Genomic DNA, 19206 nt, shown 5'->3' on the forward strand with positions numbered 1-19206 from the left:
AGGAGTCTCGCATATCCTCGCCAATCAACTTTGTTGCAAAATTAACTGAGATATTACGTGAATCAATATTAAACCACCAGTTATGGGGAAGAGCCTAAGTATCTATAATGAGTTAAAATTTACCAGAAAAAAATTTAAAAATTTTCTGATATTTACCTATACATTTTTAAATATAGGGTATATACTGTATTATAACAATAAGAGAAAAACAAAAACTGTATTATAAAAAGGAGGAACACGAAATGCAAATGATTAGTCCAATTGAGTTCTTTAGGAGTTTACCGCCAAAACAGTGCACAGAATGTGGAGAATCGATCGTCGAACAGGCAGAGTCCTATTTAATGGAATGTGACCGCTGCTTATCAAAAAGAGATGAATAGCCCAAGGTAACTGGCCAGCAAAAATACTGGCCAGTTTTTTTGTTAAAGATTCTGTTTCCTTTCAATTACTAATAAAAGAAGAATATCTACGCAAAATATTCTTTAGAAAGGAGCGGAAACACATTTTGAGGTATTTCATCATCTTGCTTTTGCTTGTATCGAATATAGGATTGATGTTTATTTTTGATTATGTTCAAGGAATTTGGCTTTATATGTACGATTACTATAAAGTGCTGATTTACAATTATCGAAAGGAAGATTTTGTTTTATTTATCCTGTTTTGCTTCATGGGTGTGTATCTTGAAAGAAAACAATATAAACAAAAACAAAGCGGTAGCTGAAATTCATTCATCTGCCCTCCTGCTTTGTTTTTTTTCGCTTTTTTATTAAGACAACGATGAAGATAATCACCGGAATGATGATTTGGAAAGGGATATGGAGATAATAAGGTACATAAGAAAGTCCTTCCTGTAAGTGCATATTATAATTCGGCGCTATCATGATCGAGGATAATAGGACAATGACTCCAATCGGAAATACAAGAGAATTCGGCTCCTTTATCTTAAATAAATCGGCCGTTCCTTTTACGGCGCAAAAAAAGAAAATTGATAGTTTTATAAACACCAGTATAACTAATATGATAATGACGATTGTTTCTATGCGCTGAATAAAGCCAATATTGATATAGCTGACTGCTGTGAGGATCGGAAAGGTGGCTCGAAGCCGCACACTCGGGGTAATCACTGAAATAGTTATGGCAGTAATTAGTGCCAGCGACAGCCCGCTTACTAAAACGGCCGTAATACCTGTTTTGATTAGCTTCTTATCCCTTACATGTGGCATTAGCATGGCAAATACGATTAATTCCCCAAATGTTACGGTCAAGGTTCCAGGGAAGACTTCTTTCAGCACGGGTTTCCATCCATTCTCCAACATGGGCTGCAGATTTTCCATCTGTATATTGCCGCCTGCAAAAAGCAAAGCAATGATAATCAACACGGAAGAAAGAATGAAAAATAAGCCGAGCTCCGTTGTCCGGGAAAAGACCTCAATTCCTTTTAAATTAGCATAAATCAGAGTCACTATCATCGTAACCCCGATTGAAAAGATGGTATTTTCCTCATAGACGGTGTTCATTAATAGCTCTTCAAAGTCACGCAAAAGTCTGGTTGTGATATACAGAAAATAAATGACATAGGCAAACCCGATCAGCCGCCCCAGAAACTTGCCGAATACTAACTGAACATAACCAGTTAAGGGCAGCTTTGGAAAGGCAAGACGAATCAGCATATACATCCAGAATAGTAATATTCCTAAAACCATGGCAATCAAAATGACATACCAGGCGTCCTGCTTTGCCTTTGCAGCTGTACTGAACATGACGGCGCTGCCAATTTCAAAAAGAACGATCAGACAAAAGAATTGAAAATAACTGATTTTCTCTTTCCCCATAACCTCCACCTGCCTTTAAGAAAAGTTTCCAAATTTGGATGCGAATTGAACTAACTAAAAGGGTACGCTTTTGTCCTCATGCTCGTTCCTTGAATTTTGAAACTCACATTCACTTTAACTTCCGCCGTGGAAAAAATCTCACCCCACTCATTTTCATGCTGTTTCCATACATCAGGATCACTTCTGCGTAACATTTCACCAAATCCGAATATATCACTTTGATGTATCTTAGCTTTACTAATCCCGCCCAGGATGATTTTTCTATATTCCTGCGCTGCTTTTTTTTCAAAGTCCTGAATGATTCTTTGGCTGCTGATATCTTTATTACACAGACTTTCATCAATCATTCCAGTCGCCTTTATATCCATATTTATAGAGACTCTGCCTTGTTTTATTGTCACTTTGGATTTGCTGTTGGATTGCTTTACCCGAATGGAAGTATATTTATTACGATCACAGGCTACGCTGAGGTTCGTCGTCTTTAATTTATTTTTAACGATCTGGTATGACTTCGTATCCTGTCCCTCCAGCCAACCGACTAATTTCCCTTTCCTGAACATCCCTATACCATTCAGATAAGTATGAGTATAATTCACTTTCTCATAATTCTTTCTTGATAATCCAGTCTGCTTGCTGCCATGAATCTCTATACCGCTTATTGCCGGCTCCGCTCCTTTGGAGGAAAGAGCCTCAATCACTTCGTATATTTTGATTTCGGTATTTTCACCAAGAAGTTTTGAACTGTTTTCTACTTTACTAGCAATCGACATGGACGGATCTTCAATGCTGGGAAGGATATTCAACACTTCTCTCGCCTTTGCTCCTTTGCTGATTACCACCGGGATGCTCGACCGGATTTTTGCATCTCTTTCGAAGACATCTAAGAAATAATTTAAGCTTTCTTTTCTTGCCAGATCTTCATCTATGATTAAAATCATGATATGGGAATAATCATTTTGCCTTGAAAAATGCTGGGTCGATTTCCTGGCCGCTTCAGAGATTGTTTTTCCCGTGGCATGATAGGATACAACAGGAAGGGCCCTGCCTGCTGAAGGAGATTTTGATTTTTCATTTGGATTAATGACTTGAAATGATACATCATATCGCTTCTTTCCTTTGTTATAATCAATCCCCATACCAATGATGAGGGCTGTTTTATTCAATTCTTTATAATTGGCACATCCTGATAAATATAGGACGGCCAGGCAGCACATTATGACACATCGTCTAATCATCCCGATCACCGCCATTCCCAACCGAGCTTCTCTGATTCTCGGTTGCCGTTGGAGAAGGGCTTAATGACGTGCGGACGATAGCGTCTTTTTGTTTCCCTAAACGAAACGGAGCCAATGGAGCTATATAAGGCATGCCAAAGCTGCGCAGACTGCATAGATGAGTAAGAATGATAATGGAAGCGAGCAATATGCCATACAGGCCTATATACGCGCCGGAAATAATGAGTGTAAATCTTAATACTCTGGCTGTATTGGATAAATTATAATTCGGCAACGTGAAGCTCGCGATAGCTGTTATAGACACAACGATTACGGTAGCAGCCGATACAAAACCGGCTTCAACGGCTGCCTGTCCAATGATGAGGGCGCCAACAATCGAAATCGTGTTGCCAACTGCCCGAGGCATTCTCACTGCCGCTTCCCTGAGAATCTCGAAAGCCATCTCCATAATTAAAACCTCAACGATAATCGGAAAAGGCACCCCTTCTCTTTGCCCCGCTAAACTGAATACCAATAAAGATGGAATCAACCCTGCATGATGTGAGAGAAGGGCGATATACAGGCCCGGAGGGTACAACGATAAGAAAAATGATACAAATCGTAACCCTCTTAAAAATGTACTGATATATGGATTATAATAGTAGTCCTCAGGTGATTGGAAAAACTGGATAAAGATGGACGGTCCAATTAATACAAATGGTGTTCCGGCTACAAAAACGGCAAATCGCCCCTCCAGTAAGTTAGCAGCGACTACATCAGGCCGCTCTGTACTAATTAACGTTGGAAAAGGAGATTCCCGATGATCCTGTATTAAGGTCTCAATATAGCTTGAGTCTAAGATTTGATCTACTTCTATTGTTTGGATTCTTTCTTCTAATTCCTTCAGTAGTGCTGGGTCGATAATTCCCTTTATATACATGTACTCCACATTGGTTTGGGTCAGTTTTCCAAGCTTTACTCCCCCAATCTTTAGATGCGGGCTTTTAATGCGCGAACGGACAAGTGATGTGTTCGTTCGTATATTTTCCGTAAAGCTGTCTTTCGGGCCGCGAATAACCGTCTGGGAAGTCGGTTCTTCGATGCTCCGGCTTGCCGTTTCTCCTGTAGTGGCAATCAAGAATGACGAACTCCCTTGAGTCACAATCACGGTATCGCCATTCAAAAGGTAAGCGGTGGTATCATCCAACTGGTCGGTTTTCATCAAGCTGGATACGGACAATAAAGTTTCCAATTGATTATAAGAACCAATATCCGCATCCGGAATTTCGATATCTTTTGATAAATAGGTTAAAGGCTGAATAATATTCGAATGGATAACCTTCTTATCTGACAATCCATCTATATGTACGACAGCGAACACAGTGTCCGGGCTCTCGAACTTTTTTATTTCTCTAATGATTAAATCCGGGCTGTTTCCTATATTTTCTTTTATCGCTTTAAGGTTGTTTTGTAATTGATTGGACGAGTCAGCAAGAGGTTTTGTAGCTTCGGATGTAATAGATTTAGGGGGACTTTTTCTAAACTTTCTCATGACGGGGACCCACACCTCTGGTACTCAAAATAAAGTATGTGTGTAGTTTTAGCTTTTCGGGTGAATCTATACCATTTTCTTCTTTAAGACCCGCTATTTTTCCATCTCTCATATAAATTTATTGGAAAACCATTTAAAGGTTCTCATTCAAAAGTATGAGATAAAATACTACCTGCTGCCGAGGAGGAACCCCTTATCTTTTCTTTAAAATGAACATAGACACAAAAAAGGGGAGTTGGGGAAATCATGAATCACTTTATTTGTACGACTTGTGGAGTCCAATATGATGCTTCAGCAGTGGTGCCTGAAAAGTGCTGGATTTGCGATGAAGAAAGGCAGTATATCCATCCTGAAGGACAGTCATGGATTACTATGGAGAGACTGAAAGAGGGCGGTACTTATAAAAACATGATTACATGTGAGGAAACAGGATTATACAGCATCAAAACGGCACCCGATTTTGCGATTGGGCAAACCGCTTATCTTATCCAGGACCACGGATTTAATTTGTTGTGGGACAGCCTGACTTATCTTGATGAAAATACTGTCAACCAGTTAAATGAATTGGGCGGTATCCAAGCCATAGCTTTATCCCATCCACATTATTACTCCGCACAGATTGAATGGGCCGATGCCTTCGATGTCCCCATCTATATCCATGAGGATGATAAAGAATGGGTGATGAGACCAAGTGACAGGATTATTTTTTGGTCAGGCAACTCGCTCCAATTAAATCAAGAACTTACTCTTTATCGCCTAGGAGGGCACTTTAAGGGTGGAGCAGTCTTACACTGGCGTTCAGGGCAGAATGGTAAAGGAGTCTTGATGACTGGGGATATTATTCAAGTTGTCGCTGACCGGCAATGGGTCAGCTTCATGTACAGTTACCCCAATCTGATTCCACTCCCTGCATCACAAGTGGAAGAAATGGCACATAGAGTGAGCGATTTACAGTTTGACCGTCTTTATAATGCTTTTCACCGGGTTGTGAAAGAAAAAGCCAATCTAGCTGTACAAAATTCAGCCAAGAGATATATTGAAGCTTTGCAAGGAACTCTGTTTGTCACCTAACTAATAACACAAGGTCAACTCTGGTGAGCGGACCTTATGATTCATATTTAATTTAATACAGCCATCATCCGCTAGACACCGTTAGTCAATGCCTCACCTAGTTATCACCCTATAATAATTTCTCACCCTATCAGGAAATCTAGAATATAAGGAGGGATATAAAATGACGAGAAGAAATAAAATCCTTGTCCCGGAGGCAAGAGGAAAATTGGATGAATTAAAAGCGAAAGTAGCTAATACAAAGGCTCCCGAAGATGCTAAATTTGAAGCAGCCGAAGAAGTTGGTGTTCCCCTAAACAAGGGCTATAACGGACAGCTTACTCCCCGTCAGGCCGGCAAAGTCGGCGGCAGATTAGGCGGCGGTATGGTGCGTGAACTCGTCAAGATGGCCCAGGAAAATTTAAACAAAAAACCGTAAACCATGGACCGTATATTCAGACAGCCTCCCTATCCCTATGGGTAGTGGAGGTGTTTTTTACATATGAATTAATATGGTTGACATGAAACCAAATGGTTTTATATAATTCAAAGTGAAACTAAAAGGTTTTACATTTTTTCACGAAAAGGAGATTTATTATGACTGACAACAATCGAAATTCCCTGGAAGATATTAAACAAACCGTTGTTTTTGACGCACCGATTGAAAAAGTATGGGAGACAGTATCTACGTCGGAAAGCATTGCCAAATGGTTCATGCCTAATGACTTTCAGCCGGAATTGGGATATGAATTCCATTTGCAATCCCCATTCGGCCCATCTCCCTGTAAAGTTACCGAACTGGATCCCCCAAATAAACTTTCTTTTACCTGGGATCAAGACGGTTGGTTCGTTTCCTTCATTTTAAAAGAAGTAGACGACAAGACCGAGTTCACCCTTATCCATGGCGGGTGGAAAAGCCCTGACGATATCATCGGGAAAGCCGGAGAGAAAAGCTCCGTCATTCGTGACCGGATGGATCATGGCTGGACCAAGATTATCGAAAGCCTTGGAAAGGTTGTTGAATAGGAGTGTCTTCTTCAGCACAAAAGCATGATGTATTTCAAGCTATCGCTGACCCTACACGCCGGAAAGTACTTAAATTACTTGCCGAAAGAGAATTGCCGATTTCAGAGATAAGCAGCCATTTCCCGATCAGCCGGACAGCCGTTGCAAAACATCTGCATATCCTTTCACAAGCCGATCTGGTAAGCGGGCGGAAGGTAGGAAGGGAAAAACGTTATCGACTGCAGCCTGAGCCATTAACAGAAGTAAAGCACTGGCTATCTTATTACGAAAAATTCTGGGAAAATAAGCTTTCTATGCTGAAGTATATCGTTGAAGACCAGAACGGAAATGACCCGGATATAAAATAGTTACCAGTAACACCGTTCGAAGTTATTGAACGGTGTTATCTGCATATAGATAGTACAGGACAAACTTATAATTCCATATGTTTGACGTCCTGGTTTGTTATACTTATAACTATAAAGTAGGACAGTATAATTATCGGAGGTTACACATGCAAAATTGGATTACAGAATTCATGGAACAGTTTGGATACTTGGGCATTTTCCTAATGATTGCATTAGAAAATGTATTTCCCCCTATCCCTTCTGAGGTGATTCTTTCATTCGGAGGATACATGACTACTAAAACGGATTTAACCGTACCTGGTGTTGTTGCAGCAGCAACTGTCGGTTCAGTGGTCGGAGCAGTTGTTTTATACGGCATCGGCCTTCTCCTGGATGTAGAGAGGCTCGAAAAAATCGTCGACCGCTGGGGACATATCCTCCGGGTTACAAAAGCGGACATCCACAGGGCAGATGCCTGGTTTGATAAATATGGCTACTGGACGGTCTTTTTCTGCCGGATGATTCCATTGATCAGAAGCCTGATCTCCATTCCTGCGGGTATGTCTAATATGAAATTCGGACTCTTTCTTCTTTTTACAACAGCCGGGACGGTTATTTGGAACATTATTCTTGTCTCCGTCGGGGCCGCGTTAGGCGAATCTTGGGAAGATATCCTTAGTTTCATGGAGATTTACTCAAATATTGCCTATGCCTTAATTGCAGTAGGGATAGTCGTTTTCGTCATTCTATTTATCCGTAAAAAAAGAAGAACTTAAGCATTTTTGGCTAGCAGCGAATGCTATGCTGCTAGCCCGGCTTCTTTTCCCCCAGAAATCTATTTAATCAAACGTTTGATTAACGATAGAATTCTACTTGAAAATGAACATACCCCTTTGGCTTAATTGCCAAAGGGGGTTTTCATTTGAAGCTCATCGTTTAACAAATAGAGTCGGTCGGCTTTGGATTTTTCAAGCCGAACAGCGGACGAATAAATAAGGCCAGGAACGTCCCAAGCATCGCCATGACCATCCAAACCCAACCGTGAAGGCTGAACGATGCTATCCCACCAAAGTAAGCCCCGATGTTACAGCCAAATGCAAGGCGGGCTCCGTATCCCATTAAGATTCCGCCGATAATGGAAGCACCCGCAACTCCCGGCTTAATTTTCTTAGGTTTAAATGTTCCTTGGAATGCGGCAGATATAAACGCACCTAAGATAATTCCAAAATTCATCACGCTTGTGGAGTCAGCCAAAACCGTTTGGGTAAGGGCCGCCCCGTTTGCTCCGGAAAAATAGCCCCAGGTTGAGACATCGACGCCCATTGCCATAAGGGCCTTTCCTCCCCAAAGAGCGAAAGCGGATGTTATCCCCCATGGATTCCCCCTGATTGTTAAGGTTAAGGCATTAAATACAGCTAAAACAATGGCCGCTGTAAACAATGGCCAGGAGCCACGAATGACTTTTTTCCAACCACTCGTGGTCGGGAGTGGTTTCATCATGGGAGGATTTTTCTTTTTCGCGATCTGAATGGTAATCCAATAAATAACCCCAAAAAGCATCATTTGAACCAGCCAAGCTCCAAAGAAACCGAGGCCTGTTGATTCAGCCAGTGAAATTGGAGGAAGTGAGGGCGTATCTTCCATCCAGAATGTGAAGTGTTTTGCTCCAAGCACCGAACCTGCGATAAAGGCAAGCAGCGTCAGAATCATGGAAGACGAGCCGCCCCCTACTGAATACAATGTCCCTGAAGCACAGCCATTTCCGAGTTGCATTCCTATTCCAAAGATAAACGCACCAAATATAACACTTACCCCTACAGGTGAAACATAACCAGCGGGTGTAACCCCCGTAAAGCTAAAGCCCGTACTCAATATAAGGGCAAATAATGTAGTCGCTATTGCCAGCATAAGCATGTGTGCTTGAAGCCCCTGAACATTCCCTACTGACACGAGCCGGCGAAAGGCTGAGGTAAATCCAAAACGGGCATGAAGTAAAGTAGCGCCTAGGGCCAGTCCGATTATAAACAGTACACCCTGCGTCAAGTTCGTCAAACTAACAATGGCAATAAAAAGTATAATAGCGGCAAGAATTCCAACTGATACTAATGGTTTTTGCACCGGACTAAGCTTTGTGACAACGGTTGTTGATTTCCTATTCCAGTGTGCAGGCGTATCTAATGTAGTTTGCGCCAATTTATACACTCCTTTTCTTATATAAGTAGTCGGATTTATATGTGAACATAGTAATATAGAATAAACCTATTCAATCAGAAAGTAAACGATCTTGCTCATTGCCGGGCTATACACACTTTTCAATTTTAATTATATGGTTTGGTTACATGAATTCTTATCATATATATATAAATGGCTATCTATCACTTTTCAGAAACCACCTTAAAAATAATTATACAAAAATGAGGAGGAACATACATGTTTGTATATACGGTCCGACAAGGTGATACTTTATATGAGATAAGCTCCAAGTATGACGTGCCCGTTGATCGGATAAGGCTTGTAAACGGATTGGACGAAACAAATATAGTTCCGGGTCAATCTCTTTTAATCCCGACTTTCACATACACCGTTCAGCCCGGAGACAGTTTTTATCGAATTGCAAATATGGCTTATGTCCCTCTAGATAGACTAAGAAGAGCGAACCCTTCCGTGAACCCGAACGCCATACAGCCGGGAATGAAGATCACGATTCCGGATATTTCCGATTACATCGCCAGTACATTAGGCTTTTATACGCTGCGTACTCCTGAACTGGATCAAGCTTTGATAAATGATTTTGCACCATACCATACATACCTGTCTATCTTTGAATACCACTTTTCTAGCACTGGTGCCCTTGTTAATGACCTAAACGATCTGCCAGCCATTCAGACCGCATGGCAGCGAAGGCTGCAGCCGTTAATGACTGTGACAAATCTAACCACAGAGGGTTTCAGTGCAGAGATTGCCCATCAAATGCTGAATAATCCTACTGCCAGATCCAACCTCGTTACGAATATTTTTAACGTGGTTTCCAGAAAAGGATATGCAGGTGTAAATATTGACATTGAACAAGTCAGGACTGAGGACCGGGATCTTTTTTCCGGATTTTTGCGCCAGCTAAGAGACCGGCTACAGCCTTCCGGTTATCTTGTAACCGTTTCGGTGCCAGCCAAAACAAATGAAGAAGTACCGTGGTTAAGAGGATATGATTATGGCGGGATTGGCTCAGTGGTTGATCTGATGTTCATCATGGCTTACGACTGGCATCACGGCGGAAGCGAACCAGGACCTGTTGCACCAATTAAAGAAGTCAGAAGCACCATTCGTTTTGCCTTAAGCAGAATCCCAAGAACTAAGATTATTCTAGGAGTTCCTCTATACGGATATGACTGGCTGCTTCCATATACTCCGGGGACCATTGCACCTGGGGTATCCAATCAAGCCGCGATAGAAACAGCCATGAGGTACCAAGTGCCTATCCAATACTCAACAGAATATGAAGCACCTTTTTTCCGATATGTAGATAACCAAGGACGCACTCATGAAGTTTGGTTTGAAGATGTCCGCAGTATGAGCAGAAAAATGCAATTGGTACGTGAATTTAGCCTGGGAGGAATTGGCGCCTGGCAAATTTCACTCGGTTTTGCACCTGGTGTTTGGCTATTGAGTAAATTTTTTCAGATTAGAAAGGTTTAAATACTTAGTATACCGAACAAAATGTTACAATCTCTCTACATTCTAAGAAATTGGCAATTAATTGGTTTACAATCCTGCTGCCGGTGCTATAATAATTAACGTAGACTAATAAAATTAAAAGTGGAAGTACTCATCCTGTTATAACCCAACTTAGCTGTTCTCACATCCAAGATTGATGTTCACAACATACATCAAACTTTGATCTGGGGAGCCGGGCAAATTGATTTTTAGTTTTGCACTGGCTAAAAAACCAATTATTCGAACGAGAACCATTTTCCGCATAGAAAAAGGAAGTGCCTGGCGGGGCGCTTCCTTTTTCTATGCTTATTCCCTATTAAGTTTCGCTGTTTTCATATGCAATACCCATCATCTTTTCGTTCGTTGGGTCGAAGGATTTGATCCCGGTTTCTACCAAACCTAAAATCAAGCATATTTCAAACAAGCTACTCACCTAATAGTTTAAGGCTAATTAAAGGCCTTTTTACAAAAATGGCGAGAAAGAGCCCACCAACGTGGTAAAGAATTCCGTATCAACCTTGCCAGCACAGGCAAGTACAATAAAAACAACTGTCAAGACAATCACAAACGTTGCTTTTGCAAAGTTCAGAACACTTTGGCTAAGCAAATGCGTATTGTTCATATCTTTCTTCCCCGCAGGCTTACTCGCTTTCGAACCAGTTAATTTCTTTTTCGCGGATTTAACAACAATGGACATAGTAGACTTAAAATTAAATAGTGGTCTCATCTGTTTGACCCTCCGCTTGTTCAGACTTGGTGAACGAAAAGACGGAGTATTTAACCCAACTACTTACAATAACTTTATCACTTGTCCACTATTTAGGAATAAGCCTATCGTCCCTAAAGAGTTGGGAAAATTTCAAGAGAGACGATTTTTATAATGATAGGCAATTATTTTTATGGAAATCCCAGGTATTAAAGGTAAAATATAATTAAAGTTATATTTTAAAAAGGGGTATCTTTTATGCCAGATAAAGCCCGAATCATTGGAAAAACCATCAAATATTTACGTAAACAGGCTCAATTGACACAAAGTGAGTTGGCCGATGGCATTGGCACTCAAGCTCAAATTAGTAGAATAGAAAAGGGAGAGGTCATTCCGCTTTGCACAACTCTCTATGAAATATCCGCCAAACTTGGGATAGATGTTAATTTTTTATATAATCAAGCCTATATTCCAAGAGTCGATTATGTAAAAGAAGTTAAATATCAGATTAGGAAAGCAATAAGGGATAGAAATTATGAAGAGGTAGACCGAATCATAAAGGCAGAGGAACAAAATATTGCCTTTAAAACATCTAATAATCTCCAATATATTGTCTGGCATAAAGGAGTCATTGAATTTTATATTCGAAATAATTTCGAAGTTTCATTAAATTTGTTGGATGCTGCTTTCAACATTGGAAAGGATGAAAAGAAAACACCTATATCTCTCCAGGATATTGAAATCTTAAATAGCAAAGCCATCATTTATAATGAAGCAAAGAACTATATGGAATCCATTGAAACGTATCATAAAGCTTTGCACTATTTAAAACACTTACCTGAAGTAATCGATAAAAAGGTGGAGATCCGTCTCTATTATGGGATTGCTAAATCTCTATTCAAGACCGGGTCTTATAGAGAATCTATCAATTTTTGTAAGAAGGGCATAAACCTGTGCATCCAGGAAGAAATATTATATGTATTAGGCGAACTGAATTATGAAATCGCTCAAAATTATCAAAAATTGAATCAAAAAGATTCTGCTATAAAGCATTATCTAAACGCTAAACATTTGTTTCAGGTTGGAGAAAGGCTGGCATTCGTAGAAATAGTCGAAGAAAAAATTCAGGAATTAGAGGAATGAAAATTTCAATATGGCTGTTTTTTTATAAATGAAAGCTTCTTTTCATGAAATGTACCCCAAGTCTTTAGAAGGTAATTGCCCCCGACCGTCCTCTTTTCACTAACCGGATAATGAGGAAGGAGAGCAAGGAGCTGTCTCTTCCCTTTATTTTAGCCGTGTTACTTTAGTGGAATGTTCCCTTATTTCTACATCATACGAGTTGCTTGCTGACATTAATGCCTCTTCCATAAAAGTAAGACTTGGCGCATAAATAAAGCTTCCGCCAACCTTCAAGGATTTTACTATCTCCATATATTTCATGGCATAGATTTCAAAATTCCCATCGGCTCTTATATGATGATGCATAAAATGATTGGAAAAAGCCATATGGGAAATGACCGTCCCCCATTTATTTGATGTGAAAGAATATTCAAGCCAACTCATCTTATATAAATAATCCATCGTATCCACATTTCTATCCACGCCATATGCTTCAATACCATTTTCTCTTAAAAAATGAACGAGACTTGCTTGAGGACCGCACCCAATATCTAAAACAGGCTGTTTAATTGGAGCCACATCAATATTTAATAATTTCATTTGAAATTCAGGTGAATATTCAGCGCATTTTACTGCGAACAAATCAGGATTTTCTCGATATTTTTTAAATATTTCCGTACCATTTGAATCCAATAAGAAGGTCTGTAAATTTTTATAATGGGAACGAAACAAATGATCAATATCTCGATCAGATATTTCTCCTCTATTGCCCATTATGTAAACCCGTTCAAATAGATCCCCATAGATTTTTTGAAGCTTCCGATGATCTTCGTGATTGAAATCTAAATACTGATTTACTTCCATAAATAATTTGATGTTTTTTTCGGAAATATCCTTTAGTAATTCTATATATGTACCATTTACCTTCGCTGATTGAATAAATTTTCCTATTTCCCTGGCTTTATGTTTTACTAACTCTGTACTTTCCTCGGAAGGGCTCAATACCAGTCTTCCATCAGCTAACGTATAAAAAAGACTCTTATTACGATTATGAAGAAATTGCTGTTCGATTATATTTTGAAAGTCAGATAATGTCAGCATGTTTTCCTCCTCTTGTTTTTTCAGGGAAAATCACGATGTATTTATTTTATATCCAATATTTAGAAATGTCATCCTAAAAATAGATATGTCTTATATTAAATTCACAAGAGGAACTAAACCGATTATAAAGCGGTTATGAGTAGAAATGAAAGTGGGTATGTTATGATTAAAAAAACATCTAAAAGAATAAGGTGAACTTTATGAATGACATGGGCAAAGTACCAGATAATGTTTCCCTTTTACATGCTTTAGACAGTATTGGGGAAAACATCATTATCGCCGATAAAAACTATAGTATATCCTGGATGAATTCACACGCTGTTCAATTATTTTCAGTGGTTGCACCTTTATATGGTTTCTCTGACGTAAAACAAATGATTGGCGTTAATATGGGGAAATTCCACAAGGACCCTTCACACCAGAAAAAAATAATGGATGAGCTTACGGGCCATCATAAAGCGCGCATTAACATCCTTAATCGATTTGTCACCGACATTGTTATTACCCCGATAAAGAATGAGAACGAGGAAATTGATGGATACGTTGTCATGCTGATGGATGTCACAACGAAGGATGAGGAAGAGAAGAGAAAAGATAAGCTAATAAACACGTTATCTGTGCCGATTATAAAGATTTGGGAGAAAACCATCGCCGTGCCGCTCATTGGAGAGTTTGATATAGATCGCGCCAACAGACTGATCACAAATGTGGTCACGGAAAGTTCTTCTCAACATATTGAGTTTGCCTTAATTGACCTTAGCGGAATTGTTGAATATGACAATGTTATCGGAAGCCATATCCAAACGTTAATTGATACCTTAAAACTAATTGGCACCCAATGTATCATTGTAGGCATTTCTCCTAAACTTGCGATGTCCATTATGGCTTTAGAAAGCAATATCCCTACTTTCGCAAGTGCTCATACTGGTTTGCAATACATTATAAACGAGCAAACAAAAAGGAAGTCGATATAAATGTCGGCTTCCTTAAGCTATGATTTATGATGGACTTACCTAAAAAAAGCTTTATCGATATTGTACTTAGCGTGAAGCTTATTAATGATATAGGTTTCATAAATTTCTCTGTCCGTCGGTTCTTCAACATAACAAACATCAATGGTGTATACTTCATCCCTATGCTCTTTGATCGGTGAAACAGTATCTTCAAAATGCTTCTTTATTCTTGGCCTCAGCTTTCTCGCCTTGCCAACGAATAATAACTCGTCATTAATGTTATAGAACATATAGATCCCGCCTTTATCCCTTGGGATCAAATGGAAATCGGTGAATCCATAGATATTGCTTAATTGTGGGTTATCCTGCTTCGTAATGGAAACGTCCGGAGTAGGAATTTCAATTTTTATCAAAATGTTCACATCCTTATGTAAGTAAAGGTCCATATTATCACAGTTCTCATGGGAAATATATCTAAACCTAATGGTTGATTCAATTATTTTATCCAAAATTGCTATTTAATATAAAGGTTGCTTCCGGATTGTAATCATTTAAAAGCACCAGCTTGTTCATTAACCCACTGTATGTTTCAGCAGACGCTATTCGGTTCGATCACCTTTACTATTGCTCGTGGTATTAGCACCCGATTTTTTAACACCCTTGCTTACATAAGGTTTGGCGCTTTTTTTCCTGTTAGCACTAGCTTGCCAACGATTCCAGCCCTTTTTGTCTGTTCCTCTTCCTGTTCCGCCTTTGCCCTTAGCTTTACTCATATATAATCACTCCGTTCATTCTTATTTCTGCGCCTGAGCTACCTTTGTTGGTTAGTTTTATCCATTTTGCTTGGTTATTAACCAAGCATGATGGAATCATATGCAACATCATAAGTCAGATATTGTTTACACTCCATTATCTTCTTCAACTCTCTCAGTATGATAGATAAATCTTTCGAACGCTACTTATAAGGAGGGTTTTTTGTTATATTTATGCAACCATCCTTCCATTTCGTGGAATCAATTGCTCTTTATTAAAAAAATTTTACAATAGAAACTAATATCTTAATTTTCCGACATTAAGGAGGTGCTAAGATGATGTGGTTTCTTGCAGTTATTGCCGCTATTGTATTATTTGCTTTTTTAATGGATAGGAAACGAAAGAAAAACAACAATACACATTTAACTAGCATTGATCCCCACAACAAACAAGGGGATAGCCAACCAGGCCCAATGAACGACAATTTTGGTCCTGGAGGGAGTTAATCGCGATAAAAAGAGAGACTTTAAAGGCTCTTAATCCCATCTAATCTCAGAAATGACATGAATGTGTGGCAGATATACTTTATTTTCAAAGCGTGAAGATATTATTAATCGTTTTGACATTGAGGCACGCGATTCGAGAGGAACTTACGATGGTAAAAATGATATAGGGGTGAATGTTATTAACTCGAATGTTTTTGAGAAAAAAAAGATTGCGGATAACCTGGAAAAATACGAAAAACCTTTGGTTTACCTATTCATCTGGAAAAATTATACTTAAATATAACAAACTTAATTATTCAATAGTAAAACTGGTCAGTTTTTATTTATATTTCTGGGTTGTTTTACAACACAACAAATTTGATTGTTTTTCCCTAAGACATATATCAATACTTTATTCATATATAACATCTTTAATCGATATGTTACAACTTAAATTCATATGTCATAACTCTTTAATTTCTTTGAACAAATTTTTTAGAAAATGTTATTTATTTTTAAACCTTAATATGTATAACCCCGTCCTAAAATTAGGACAGGATTAACATAAAGTTCTTTAATTTTTGATAAAAGACACTCCACCGAACTTAAAACATAGCAATAAAGTCGTTTAGAAACTAGGTTTTATTTTCGTAATATCAAACAATTTCATAAGTGCTTCCTATTGTACGTCCTTATCTTCATCTCTTAGGTTCTGAAAATGTGTTTTTATTGTGCTATCCATTGGACTACCTCCTATTGCATTCCTCATATACTAATTACTTCTATTTCGTCATAAAGTTACTTCTGCACTATCTGAATAAGGTTACCGCACGTATCGTCGAAGACAGCTATTGTGACTTCGCCCATTTCTGTCGGCTCCATAGTAAACTTCACGCCATTTTCCATTAATCGTTTGTACTCTTTGCGAATATCTTTAACGCCAAACATCGTTGCTGGGATGCCCTCGGCAAATATCTTCTTTTGATACTCTTTGGCAGCAGGATGGTCATTCGGTTCCAGTAAAAGCTCGGTACCGTCTTGATCATCGGTAGAAACAAGCGTTATCCACCTAAATTCTCCAACGGGAACGTCCTCTTTTTTTACAAATCCCAACGTTTCTGAATAGAACTCCAGTGCCTTGTCTTGATCTTGAACGAATATACTGGTAACAATGATTTTCATACTGTTTTGCCTCCTTTGATATTTTCGACGTATGGTGCTCTGCTAACAATCTGGCTGCAAGCAAAACAACCCACACATTCGTCAGAAGTCCTGTTCCGAAAAGAACATATCCCGTCAGGGAGGGTATGATTTGCGCAAGAACAAAAAGCACGGGGGTTGCCAATCCGGTTAATGCGCAGTAGATCGCAAACCCGCGTTGCTTGATCGATGTAAAGCGCCGTGCGAAGACGAATTGGACGATAATCAGGCCGAGAAACGCGAAGATAAATGTTATATTGTGAATCTGCGCGTGCCCGCTATGCCATTCAAAACACCCTCCGTGACTTCGTCCACTTTTTGTTCCCTTACCCAAACTGTGCCGTCTGCGGGATATTTTGTTGCTTGTTTTTTATAAAACTACTCTATCCATCCTTTCAGCAAGTTTTTAAGCGGTTCGTTGTTGAACATAAGTACTCGATATTTTCCCTTTCGTTTTGATTTTACGAGCCCTGCATCTTCCAATGCAGAAAGATGTTTAGCAATCGCCTGTCGCGAAATGGTAAGGTCGTGCTTCGTAATGAGACGTACCGTAAGTTCATACAACGTCTGCTCGTTACGTTCGGATAGTTCGTCTAATATTAGCCGCCGAGTCGAGTCGCCGAGTGCTTTGAATATAGCGTCTTTGTCCCACATACACCAAGTATAAGCAACTGTGCGGTTGCATGTCAAGTGAACCGTATGCATGCAATCTTTTTCTCCAACAACCTAAGTTTACTTCATCAGCTCAAGAAGTAACCTTAGACCGAAGGCAGAGATGCCGTTCTTTTGTTTATATTTTATCAATCTTGTTGGAGTCTAGTATTATTTCTTAACAAAAGATTGATTTTTCATTATAATAAATTAGTATCTTTGGGGCAGGTGAAATTCTCGACCTGAGGCAGGATTTAAGGAGTTTCTGCAAACTAAGTGGTTGGTTAAAATTCTTGAGAATTGGATGGTTCGTTATATTAAAAATTACCTTATTATATTTTGTGATAATTTTAATCTAAATAATAATGCTTAAAATGATGACCTACAGGTAAATAGTAACCAGATATTATTACTTAAGGAGTTGATATGATATGACATGGACTGTTGCTATTTCGATAGTGATTGGCATTATTATTAAAATGGTATTAAGTCCTCCAAGTGTAGTTGTGGGATGGGTTTTAAGTAAATTTGCACTTCATCCAAAACTTAATTCAAAAGATGTTACTGTAACATTTAACGGAAAGCACTTAGAAGAGGAAGAAAAAATTAGATTTACTGACTATTTTAATGAAGCTACATTTTTAAAAAAATATTATATATTTCCAGGCAATGAAAATTTATTTCTACATCCAGAGACGAATGTCTCTCCATTTGTCATCAACGTAAAGAGAAGCAAAAAAAATCTAAATTTCTTTGTTTATAGTTACGATGACCATGTTGATGTAGTCAAACAGTGCAAGAAGAAAGTTGTTTCTTATAGTCTTAGTTCTGATTATCTACAAAAATTTACTGTATCAACAAAGGTAGTTAGTAAAAATGTAATATAAGAAGAGGCTTGATATACAATTTAATAACCTATGTTTCCATAAGTCGGTCATTGTTTGTAATGTAAATATAGATTAAAATGACTAAATCTAAATTATTGTCTCAGTATATAATAACTTAAGATAAGCTTGTTGAGAAATGTACTAGTAAAGTCATAAGTATAAATTATTTAGAGAACTCCAATAAATGATATAAAACAAAATCCCCGGTTCTTAAACCAAGGGGATTACTTGTTTTATAGAGGTGAAAGATGGAAATTAAAAATTGTCGGTTGGGAGAACACTAGTAAAGAACCTATGTCGGATTTTCATCTAAGTTAATTATTAGAGGAACGTATAGATTCCATAGATATAATGTGTCCGCCCTCAATAGTGTTTAAAATACTTGTATACCGGCTTAAGTTCTTTTTATTCTTTTCTACAATATCTTCTCGCCCATGCGAATTCATGCATCAATCGTTTTTTAGTTGTTTTTATCAATAATTCATATTTCTGTTTATCTAAATCAGAAAAGCCAATCGCTAGATCCTTACATGGACTTCTACCGTTACAAGTTAGGTGTCCTTGAAAAATAATACCCTTCCTCCCCCTTTTCCCCTCAATCTCTTCTCCCTCTAAGGCTCACGCCTCCTTAACCCTT

The 19206-nt window shown here is 38.7% G+C and carries 21 protein-coding genes and 1 pseudogene; 11 read left to right on the forward strand and 11 right to left on the reverse strand.

All coding sequences use genetic code 11. The features are described 5' to 3' along the window. Positions 1-242: 242 nt before the first annotated feature. Positions 243-380: a protein YhfH gene (gene yhfH / locus D0463_RS17055; RefSeq protein WP_117308576.1), complete on the forward strand. Its 138-nt coding sequence runs from the start codon at positions 243-245 to the stop codon at positions 378-380. 348 nt (positions 381-728) lie between these two features. Here yhfH and D0463_RS17065 read toward each other — a convergent pair whose 3' ends face one another. From D0463_RS17065 to D0463_RS17075, 3 genes are read right to left on the reverse strand one after another with little or no spacing between them, the layout of a single operon-like run. Further along, positions 729-1832, reverse strand: coding sequence for a GerAB/ArcD/ProY family transporter (locus tag D0463_RS17065; RefSeq protein ID WP_117308578.1), 1104 nt, complete (start codon positions 1830-1832; stop codon positions 729-731). Positions 1833-1882: 50 nt separating this feature from the next. Next, positions 1883-3067: a Ger(x)C family spore germination protein gene (locus tag D0463_RS17070; RefSeq protein ID WP_160118468.1), complete on the reverse strand. Its 1185-nt coding sequence runs from the start codon at positions 3065-3067 to the stop codon at positions 1883-1885. Then, a complete protein-coding gene (locus D0463_RS17075; RefSeq protein ID WP_117308580.1) occupies positions 3060-4598 on the reverse strand; it encodes a spore germination protein in 1539 nt (512 codons plus the stop codon). Before D0463_RS17075 ends, D0463_RS17070 begins: the two co-directional genes overlap by 8 nt. Positions 4599-4844: 246 nt before the next feature. Here D0463_RS17075 and D0463_RS17080 point away from each other — a divergent pair, with 246 nt between their 5' ends. The 5 genes from D0463_RS17080 (at position 4845) to D0463_RS17100 (ending at position 7776) form a co-directional block, all read left to right on the forward strand. Next, positions 4845-5669: an MBL fold metallo-hydrolase gene (locus D0463_RS17080; protein WP_117308581.1), complete on the forward strand. Its 825-nt coding sequence runs from the start codon at positions 4845-4847 to the stop codon at positions 5667-5669. 163 nt (positions 5670-5832) lie between these two features. Next, the gene (locus tag D0463_RS17085) at positions 5833-6087 is read left to right on the forward strand and encodes an alpha/beta-type small acid-soluble spore protein (RefSeq protein ID WP_117308582.1); all 255 of its coding nucleotides are present in this window, start codon (positions 5833-5835) and stop codon (positions 6085-6087) included. 158 nt (positions 6088-6245) lie between these two features. Further along, positions 6246-6674, forward strand: coding sequence for an SRPBCC family protein (locus tag D0463_RS17090; protein WP_117308583.1), 429 nt, complete (start codon positions 6246-6248; stop codon positions 6672-6674). Between the two features lie 2 nt (positions 6675-6676). Then, entirely contained in the window at positions 6677-7021 is a 345-nt protein-coding gene (locus tag D0463_RS17095) for an ArsR/SmtB family transcription factor (RefSeq protein WP_117308584.1), read from the forward strand. A gap of 146 nt (positions 7022-7167) precedes the next feature. Beyond that, entirely contained in the window at positions 7168-7776 is a 609-nt protein-coding gene (locus tag D0463_RS17100) for a DedA family protein (RefSeq protein ID WP_117308585.1), read from the forward strand. Positions 7777-7936: 160 nt separating this feature from the next. Here the strand turns inward: D0463_RS17100 and D0463_RS17105 are convergent, their stop codons facing one another. Beyond that, positions 7937-9193 (reverse strand): YeeE/YedE family protein, encoded by a 1257-nt coding sequence (locus D0463_RS17105; protein WP_117308586.1) that lies wholly within the window; start codon positions 9191-9193, stop codon positions 7937-7939. Between the two features lie 237 nt (positions 9194-9430). On the opposite strand from D0463_RS17105, the gene D0463_RS17110 reads away from it, so the two are divergent. Further along, entirely contained in the window at positions 9431-10693 is a 1263-nt protein-coding gene (locus D0463_RS17110) for a glycoside hydrolase family 18 protein (protein ID WP_117308587.1), read from the forward strand. A gap of 481 nt (positions 10694-11174) precedes the next feature. On the opposite strand, the gene D0463_RS17115 is transcribed toward D0463_RS17110, so the two are convergent. Continuing rightward, positions 11175-11438: a hypothetical protein gene (locus tag D0463_RS17115; protein ID WP_117308588.1), complete on the reverse strand. Its 264-nt coding sequence runs from the start codon at positions 11436-11438 to the stop codon at positions 11175-11177. Positions 11439-11675: 237 nt separating this feature from the next. Between D0463_RS17115 and D0463_RS17120 the strand changes: the two genes are divergently transcribed. Continuing rightward, positions 11676-12560 carry a helix-turn-helix domain-containing protein gene (locus D0463_RS17120; protein WP_117308589.1) on the forward strand — a complete coding sequence of 295 codons (885 nt, stop codon included), beginning with the start codon at positions 11676-11678 and terminating at the stop codon, positions 12558-12560. Positions 12561-12704: 144 nt separating this feature from the next. Here the strand turns inward: D0463_RS17120 and D0463_RS17125 are convergent, their stop codons facing one another. Beyond that, positions 12705-13640 carry a class I SAM-dependent methyltransferase gene (locus tag D0463_RS17125; RefSeq protein WP_254052843.1) on the reverse strand — a complete coding sequence of 312 codons (936 nt, stop codon included), beginning with the start codon at positions 13638-13640 and terminating at the stop codon, positions 12705-12707. 200 nt (positions 13641-13840) lie between these two features. Between D0463_RS17125 and D0463_RS17130 the strand changes: the two genes are divergently transcribed. Beyond that, a complete protein-coding gene (locus tag D0463_RS17130; protein WP_117308590.1) occupies positions 13841-14614 on the forward strand; it encodes an STAS domain-containing protein in 774 nt (257 codons plus the stop codon). A 35-nt stretch (positions 14615-14649) separates the two neighbouring features. Here the strand turns inward: D0463_RS17130 and D0463_RS17135 are convergent, their stop codons facing one another. Beyond that, a complete protein-coding gene (locus D0463_RS17135; protein ID WP_117308591.1) occupies positions 14650-15006 on the reverse strand; it encodes a nucleotide excision repair endonuclease in 357 nt (118 codons plus the stop codon). A 186-nt stretch (positions 15007-15192) separates the two neighbouring features. Next, on the reverse strand, positions 15193-15366 hold the full coding sequence (locus D0463_RS17140; RefSeq protein ID WP_117308592.1) for a DUF3934 domain-containing protein: 174 nt from the start codon (positions 15364-15366) through the stop codon (positions 15193-15195). Between the two features lie 315 nt (positions 15367-15681). Between D0463_RS17140 and D0463_RS17145 the strand changes: the two genes are divergently transcribed. Continuing rightward, positions 15682-15852 (forward strand): hypothetical protein, encoded by a 171-nt coding sequence (locus D0463_RS17145; protein ID WP_117308593.1) that lies wholly within the window; start codon positions 15682-15684, stop codon positions 15850-15852. A gap of 777 nt (positions 15853-16629) precedes the next feature. Here the strand turns inward: D0463_RS17145 and D0463_RS17155 are convergent. Both D0463_RS17155 and D0463_RS17160 read right to left on the reverse strand, forming a co-directional pair. Then, a complete protein-coding gene (locus D0463_RS17155; RefSeq protein ID WP_117308595.1) occupies positions 16630-17013 on the reverse strand; it encodes a VOC family protein in 384 nt (127 codons plus the stop codon). Between the two features lie 396 nt (positions 17014-17409). Next, positions 17410-17685 carry an ArsR/SmtB family transcription factor gene (locus tag D0463_RS17160; RefSeq protein WP_117308598.1) on the reverse strand — a complete coding sequence of 92 codons (276 nt, stop codon included), beginning with the start codon at positions 17683-17685 and terminating at the stop codon, positions 17410-17412. Positions 17686-18113: 428 nt separating this feature from the next. Here D0463_RS17160 and D0463_RS17165 point away from each other — a divergent pair, with 428 nt between their 5' ends. After that, the gene (locus D0463_RS17165; RefSeq protein ID WP_117308596.1) at positions 18114-18569 is read left to right on the forward strand and encodes a YfmQ family protein; all 456 of its coding nucleotides are present in this window, start codon (positions 18114-18116) and stop codon (positions 18567-18569) included. Positions 18570-18883: 314 nt separating this feature from the next. On the opposite strand, the pseudogene D0463_RS19990 reads toward D0463_RS17165, so the two are convergent. Next, positions 18884-19124: pseudogene (locus D0463_RS19990) on the reverse strand (hypothetical protein); the annotation flags it as partial. Positions 19125-19206: the final 82 nt, after the last annotated feature.

It is taken from the genome of Bacillus sp. V59.32b, assembly GCF_003429085.1.
In the GTDB taxonomy this organism is placed as follows: Bacteria; Bacillota; Bacilli; order Bacillales; family DSM-1321; genus Peribacillus.

Bases quoted from the DNA above. Each gene is read 5' to 3' on its own strand.
- yhfH (WP_117308576.1), top strand. From the start codon at position 243: ATGCAAATGATTAGTCCAATTGAGTTCTTTAGGAGTTTACCGCCAAAA.
- D0463_RS17065 (WP_117308578.1), bottom strand. From the start codon at position 1,832: ATGGGGAAAGAGAAAATCAGTTATTTTCAATTCTTTTGTCTGATCGTT.
- D0463_RS17070 (WP_160118468.1), bottom strand. From the start codon at position 3,067: ATGATTAGACGATGTGTCATAATGTGCTGCCTGGCCGTCCTATATTTA.
- D0463_RS17075 (WP_117308580.1), bottom strand. From the start codon at position 4,598: ATGAGAAAGTTTAGAAAAAGTCCCCCTAAATCTATTACATCCGAAGCT.
- D0463_RS17080 (WP_117308581.1), top strand. From the start codon at position 4,845: ATGAATCACTTTATTTGTACGACTTGTGGAGTCCAATATGATGCTTCA.
- D0463_RS17085 (WP_117308582.1), top strand. From the start codon at position 5,833: ATGACGAGAAGAAATAAAATCCTTGTCCCGGAGGCAAGAGGAAAATTG.
- D0463_RS17090 (WP_117308583.1), top strand. From the start codon at position 6,246: ATGACTGACAACAATCGAAATTCCCTGGAAGATATTAAACAAACCGTT.
- D0463_RS17100 (WP_117308585.1), top strand. From the start codon at position 7,168: ATGCAAAATTGGATTACAGAATTCATGGAACAGTTTGGATACTTGGGC.
- D0463_RS17110 (WP_117308587.1), top strand. From the start codon at position 9,431: ATGTTTGTATATACGGTCCGACAAGGTGATACTTTATATGAGATAAGC.
- D0463_RS17115 (WP_117308588.1), bottom strand. From the start codon at position 11,438: ATGAGACCACTATTTAATTTTAAGTCTACTATGTCCATTGTTGTTAAA.
- D0463_RS17120 (WP_117308589.1), top strand. From the start codon at position 11,676: ATGCCAGATAAAGCCCGAATCATTGGAAAAACCATCAAATATTTACGT.
- D0463_RS17125 (WP_254052843.1), bottom strand. From the start codon at position 13,640: ATGCTGACATTATCTGACTTTCAAAATATAATCGAACAGCAATTTCTT.
- D0463_RS17130 (WP_117308590.1), top strand. From the start codon at position 13,841: ATGAATGACATGGGCAAAGTACCAGATAATGTTTCCCTTTTACATGCT.
- D0463_RS17140 (WP_117308592.1), bottom strand. From the start codon at position 15,366: ATGAGTAAAGCTAAGGGCAAAGGCGGAACAGGAAGAGGAACAGACAAA.
- D0463_RS17145 (WP_117308593.1), top strand. From the start codon at position 15,682: ATGATGTGGTTTCTTGCAGTTATTGCCGCTATTGTATTATTTGCTTTT.
- D0463_RS17155 (WP_117308595.1), bottom strand. From the start codon at position 17,013: ATGAAAATCATTGTTACCAGTATATTCGTTCAAGATCAAGACAAGGCA.
- D0463_RS17160 (WP_117308598.1), bottom strand. From the start codon at position 17,685: ATGTGGGACAAAGACGCTATATTCAAAGCACTCGGCGACTCGACTCGG.
- D0463_RS17165 (WP_117308596.1), top strand. From the start codon at position 18,114: ATGACATGGACTGTTGCTATTTCGATAGTGATTGGCATTATTATTAAA.